The sequence below is a fragment of the uncultured Romboutsia sp. genome (genome assembly GCF_958366745.1).
In the GTDB taxonomy this organism is placed as follows: domain Bacteria; phylum Bacillota; class Clostridia; order Peptostreptococcales; family Peptostreptococcaceae; genus Romboutsia; species Romboutsia timonensis.
Genome location: NZ_CATXCO010000182.1, coordinates 1 through 4,867, shown reverse-complemented (window position 1 = coordinate 4,867; position 4,867 = coordinate 1). Strand labels below are relative to the sequence as shown.

The 4,867-nt window shown below is 29.0% G+C and carries 6 protein-coding genes; all 6 read right to left on the bottom strand.

Going from position 1 to position 4,867, the window contains the following annotated elements; all coding sequences use genetic code 11:
- Positions 1–113 precede the first annotated feature (113 nt).
- Positions 114–761 (bottom strand): RNA polymerase sporulation sigma factor SigH, encoded by a 648-nt coding sequence (gene sigH, locus Q5F54_RS10635; RefSeq protein WP_071119056.1) that lies wholly within the window; start codon positions 759–761, stop codon positions 114–116.
- Between the two features lie 60 nt (positions 762–821).
- Positions 822–1,349, bottom strand: a complete 528-nt coding sequence (locus tag Q5F54_RS10630; RefSeq protein ID WP_071119071.1) for an NYN domain-containing protein — start codon at positions 1,347–1,349, stop codon at positions 822–824.
- A gap of 4 nt (positions 1,350–1,353) precedes the next feature.
- Entirely contained in the window at positions 1,354–2,088 is a 735-nt protein-coding gene (gene rlmB, locus Q5F54_RS10625) for a 23S rRNA (guanosine(2251)-2'-O)-methyltransferase RlmB (protein WP_281537502.1), read from the bottom strand.
- Between the two features lie 12 nt (positions 2,089–2,100).
- The gene (gene thyX / locus Q5F54_RS10620) at positions 2,101–2,859 is read right to left on the bottom strand and encodes an FAD-dependent thymidylate synthase (protein ID WP_071119058.1); all 759 of its coding nucleotides are present in this window, start codon (positions 2,857–2,859) and stop codon (positions 2,101–2,103) included.
- Between the two features lie 106 nt (positions 2,860–2,965).
- Positions 2,966–3,361, bottom strand: coding sequence for a Mini-ribonuclease 3 (locus tag Q5F54_RS10615; RefSeq protein WP_143023142.1), 396 nt, complete (start codon positions 3,359–3,361; stop codon positions 2,966–2,968).
- A 2-nt stretch (positions 3,362–3,363) separates the two neighbouring features.
- Entirely contained in the window at positions 3,364–4,761 is a 1,398-nt protein-coding gene (gene cysS, locus Q5F54_RS10610; protein WP_071119060.1) for a cysteine--tRNA ligase, read from the bottom strand.
- Positions 4,762–4,867 lie beyond the last annotated feature (106 nt).

Sequence of the window (4,867 nt, the reverse complement as noted above, 5' to 3'; positions counted from 1 at the left end):
TTAACGTGTGGTTTATTTCTTTCAAATTTAGCTTTAGCCATTTTGAAATACCTCCTTGATTAATATTTTTAATTTATTACGCTTATAATAAGCTTATGGTAAGTATTTTACTATTAATCATTTCTGTTTTCAAGATGTTTTTCCAATTTTCTCTTCACTCTTTGAAGAGCATTATCTATTGATTTTACATCTCTTTTAAGCTTGTCCGCTATGTATTGATATGACTTACCATTTAAGTAGTATTCCACAACTTGTAATTCTAAATCACTTAGTAATTCATTCATTTTTGATTCTATGTGTTTTAGTTCTTCTTTGCTTATTATAAGTTCTTCTGGATCTGTAACTATACTAGTTGCAATTATATCCAAAAGTGTTCTTTCTGATTCCTCATCATACACAGGTTTATTTAAAGATATATATGAATTAAGAGGTATATGTTTTTGTCTAGTTGCCGTTTTTATTGCTGTTATTATTTGTCTTGTTATACAAATATCAGCAAATCCTTTAAAAGAATTTGTTTTACTTGCATCAAAGTCTCTAACCGCTTTATATAGTCCTATCATTCCCTCTTGAATTATATCCTCTTTATCTGCACCTATTAAAAAATATGACTTTGCTTTTGCTTTCACAAAATTTTTATATTTTTTTATAATATATTCTAATGCTATTTTATCCCCTTTGCTTGCTTTTAATACTATGTCATATTCATCTTGTTGACTGTTATCTATCGATTCATAGAATTCATCATTAGCTACTAACATGTTTATCTCCCCCATCAAACATTTTCATAGCTTTATTATAATCTAACAAATTTAGTGTTTTCAACGGTTTCTACGAATGTTCTCAAGTTTCGACAATGTTTCCTTATCTAACCTATCTTCCAACCAATTTCGTTGAATTTTTTTATGCACGCTAGTATTTTTTTCCCTTATTTTAGACTTTGCATTTTCTAAATCTAGTTTTAATTCTCTAGAAGTTATTCTGCTTGCACCTTTACCTAATACAATTTGCTGCTCTGCATAATCATTAGTAGCAACCTTTACATCATCATATTTAGATAAAGATCCTATAAATTTCTCTATATAACTATCTGCAGTTTGGTACTCTTTTGTATAAACTATAGTTATATTTTTTCTTTTTTCTATTTTCTCTTTACAACTTTTTATGTTATAGGCATCAAAAACTATTATACCTAATCTTCCTGTAAATTCAGCATATTCGATTATAGCATCTATCAATTTTTCCCTGGCATGTTCTAAATCTGATATAGCTATCTCCTTTAGTTCATCCCAGGCATTTATAATATTATAACCATCTACTATTAAATAGTCTTTTTTATTTCTTCTCATCAATTTACTTATTACCTGATCTTTGTTTAAATATCTCGTATAGTAGAATTCCTGCTGCTACTGAGGCATTTAATGATGTTACATTTCCTATCATAGGCATCTTAACAGTAAAGTCACAATTTTGTTTAACTAATCTAGATATACCAAAACCTTCACTACCTATAACTAATCCAAGTGCACCTGTAAGATTTTGTTCATAGAATGTCTGTCCATCCATATCAGCTGCAGCTATCCATAAACCTTCACCTTTTAATTTTTTTATAGTATTAACTATATTAGTAACCTTACAAACAGGTACATATTCAACTGCACCTGCAGAAGCTTTAGCTACTACTGGTGTTATATGTACTGACCTTCTTTTAGGTATTATAACTCCATGAGCACCAACTGCATCAGCTGTTCTTATTATAGATCCAAGATTGTGAGGATCTGTTATCTCGTCTAGTATTATGAAAAATGGATCTTCATTTTTAGCTTTAACACTTTCTATTAATTCGTCCAACTCCCAGTATTTATACTCACTTACTTGAGCTATAACACCTTGATGAGAGTGGCTAGTACTCACTTCATCTAATTTGTGTTTATCTACATATTGTATTACTATATTTTTTTCTTTAGCCATGCCTATTATTTTTTTGATAGAACCTTCTTTAGCCGAATTTGCTATCATTATTTTATCTATTTCTCTATCATTTTTTATTGCTTCTATTACAGGATTTCTTCCTTCTATTGTTGCCAAACTTTCCACCGCCTATAAATTTTTAAATTTTTCTCTTATTTCAACTATTTTACCACAAGTCATGTTACCTTCTGGACATGGTCCTTGAACACAGTTTGGTCCCATATTTCTAAATAATATCGGAGCTACTTGTTTTAATTGTCTTAACATTTCTATAGCTAACTCCCTTATTTCCCATTGTGCTCTTTCGCAACATCTGTGGTTTAAGAAATTATATAAACTTCTTACGTTCATAGTAAATACCATTTTTGTTTCGCAAGCATTAGGAAAAACATATCTAGCATCTTCTATAGCTTGCTTTTCTGCACTTCTTTTTGCTTCTTTCTCATTTTTTCCATTTTGTATTAATTTATTATAGTGTTTTTCAAATAATATTTCCACAAGCTTATCATAAGCTTCTTGATCTTTCTTCATTGTTTCTATGAATAGCTCTCTTGCCTCATCTATTTCATTTATATGGTGAGGAATTATGTATTCAAATTGATTTAACTTAACATATCTTTGACTTTGTTGTGAGTAACTAGCTATACGATGTCTCACTATTTGGTGAGAACAAGCCCTAGATATTCCCTCTACTGCAAATGTAAATGACACGTGTTCCAGAGGAGATTCATGACCTATACTTATCAGCATATTTAAAAACTTATCTATGCTCTCTGGTGTTAAATTTTCTTCTATTTGGTCAACGCCAACTGCTGAATAACATAATTTGGCAGCCATTGATATAACTTTCTCTGGCTCTGGTGTATGAGATAATATTTTTACCTTCATTCCTAGTTCCTCCCTTAACTTATTTTATAAATATTATACATTAAAATCCCATAATTAAGAAATAAATTAAGAAAAGTATTGCCTTGTATAGCAATACTTTTCTTAATTACATATTAGCTTCAATGATTTTTATTCCTTCAGATATTATATATTCTAATCTTTCATAGTTTTTATCTAAATATAAATATCCGATTAAAGCTTCAAATCCTGTCGCATGCTTATAATCTATAATATCTGCATTTTTAGGAGAAGTGTGAGATTTTTGATTTCTTCCCCTCTTATAAATTCTTAGCTCATCTTCTGTTAATTGATCTTCTATATTGTGTATTATAGTAGCTTGAGCCTTAGCATTTACATATTTTACTGCTGACTTGTGAAGATCGTTAACTTTTTTATTTATATTCTTAGTTATTAGGTACTCCCTTATATGCGATTCAAAAACCGTATCACCTAAATATGCTAATACTAATGGAGACATAGTTATTAATTCTGTTCTATTCATAATTATACTCTCTTCCACTTTGTTCCTTGTCTAGTATCTTCTAATACTATACCTTTATCTAATAATTCTTGTCTTATCTCATCTGCTAATTTAAAATCTTTATTTTTCTTAGCATCTGCTCTTTTTTGTATTAGCTCTTCTATATCTTTATCTAAAATATCATCGTTTTTCTTATTTACTATATTTAAAACTCCAGTTAATTCATTGAATTTATCTAAGCACATCTTTGCAAATTCTAATGAAGATGTTTCATTTACATTTGTATTTATAAACTTTGATAATTCAAAAATAGCACTTACTGCATCTGCTGTATTTAAATCATCTTCCATAGCATTTATAAACTTATCCTTATAAGATTCTAATTCATTTATTAGTTCTTTTTCTTCATCTTTTATAGCAGATTCTGATAGGTTGCTTATAGTAAATTCTAATTTTTCCTTTGCATTATAAAGTCTTTCAAGTCCTGCCTTTGCTTGATTAAGCATTTCATCACTGAAATTAACAGGATTTCTATAATGAGCTGATAACATAAAGAATCTTACTATTTCTAAGTCATATTTCTTAGATATATCTCTTACTGTAAAGAAGTTACCTTTTGATTTACTCATTTTTTCATTATTTATATTTATATATCCATTATGAACCCAATAATTAGAGAATGTTTTTCCACTTCTAGCTTCACTTTGAGCTATTTCATTCTCATGGTGAGGGAATGCTAGGTCTTGACCTCCAGCATGTATATCTATAGTTTCACCTAAATATCTATTAGACATAACAGAACATTCTATATGCCATCCTGGTCTACCTTCTCCCCAAGGGCTATTCCATCCTGGTTCACCTTCTTTTTTAGACTTCCATAAAACAAAGTCCATTGGATGTCTTTTTTGACTATTTACTTCTATTCTTGCTCCAGCTTCTAGCTCATCTTGATTTTGTTTAGAAAGTTTCCCATATCCTTCAAACTTCTTAGTATCAAAGTAAACATCTCCATTTACTTCATAAGCATATCCTTTGTCCTCTAAATCTTTAACAAAGTCTATTATTTGTTGTATATTATCTGTAACTCTAGGATGAACATCTGCTCTTTGTATTCCAAGACCGTCTGCATCTACAAAGTACTCGTTTATGTATTTATTAGCTACATCTTCAGGGCTTATTCCTTCTTCATGTCCTCTTTTTATTATTTTATCATCTACATCTGTAAAGTTTTGAACAAATGTTACATCGTATCCTTTGTATTGTAAATATCTTCTTAATGTATCAAACATTATAAAAGGTCTAGCATTCCCTATATGTATATAGTTATATACTGTCGGTCCACATACATACATTTTTACTTTTCCTTCTTCTAATGGTATAAACTCTTCTTTTGTTCTAGTTAATGTATTATATAATTTCATACTTATCACCTCGCTATATTGTTATATCTTGCCATTATTATTTATATACTATATTATAATTTAAAATTTATTTAATTAATAGTATTACTATTATATCCTTAGTATA

Bases quoted from the DNA above. Each gene is read 5' to 3' on its own strand.
- sigH (WP_071119056.1), bottom strand. From the start codon at position 761: ATGTTAGTAGCTAATGATGAATTCTATGAATCGATAGATAACAGTCAA.
- Q5F54_RS10630 (WP_071119071.1), bottom strand. From the start codon at position 1,349: ATGAGAAGAAATAAAAAAGACTATTTAATAGTAGATGGTTATAATATT.
- thyX (WP_071119058.1), bottom strand. From the start codon at position 2,859: ATGAAGGTAAAAATATTATCTCATACACCAGAGCCAGAGAAAGTTATA.
- Q5F54_RS10615 (WP_143023142.1), bottom strand. From the start codon at position 3,361: ATGAATAGAACAGAATTAATAACTATGTCTCCATTAGTATTAGCATAT.
- cysS (WP_071119060.1), bottom strand. From the start codon at position 4,761: ATGAAATTATATAATACATTAACTAGAACAAAAGAAGAGTTTATACCA.